General features: G+C 40.4%; 1 pseudogene. It reads right to left on the minus strand.

The window, feature by feature from the left end:
• Nucleotides 1–215 (minus strand): annotated as a pseudogene (locus tag L8D11_RS05715) (hypothetical protein); the annotation flags it as partial.
• Nucleotides 216–228: the final 13 nt, after the last annotated feature.

Below are 228 nucleotides of genomic sequence, written 5' to 3' on the forward strand. Positions count from 1 at the left end.
TGACTTTCCAATGAATCAACAATACTCCAGCAGTTTGCGGCTCCATCGCAGAACGCAGTTATTTCTGTGTTTTTGCTCATGCCTTCTTTTTTTGCCGCATCTAGCGTGTACTTATTTATTGTTTTGCTACCATCATTAATTGCCGATGCTGCTATATGCTTAGGTATAGCTGTATTACTGTTTGCAGCTTTCTTATATGAATCTGCCTTAAACACCGCGGCTAGCAAT

This window comes from Candidatus Bandiella numerosa (genome assembly GCF_021811875.1).
GTDB lineage: Bacteria > Pseudomonadota > Alphaproteobacteria > Rickettsiales > Midichloriaceae > Aquirickettsia > Aquirickettsia numerosa_A.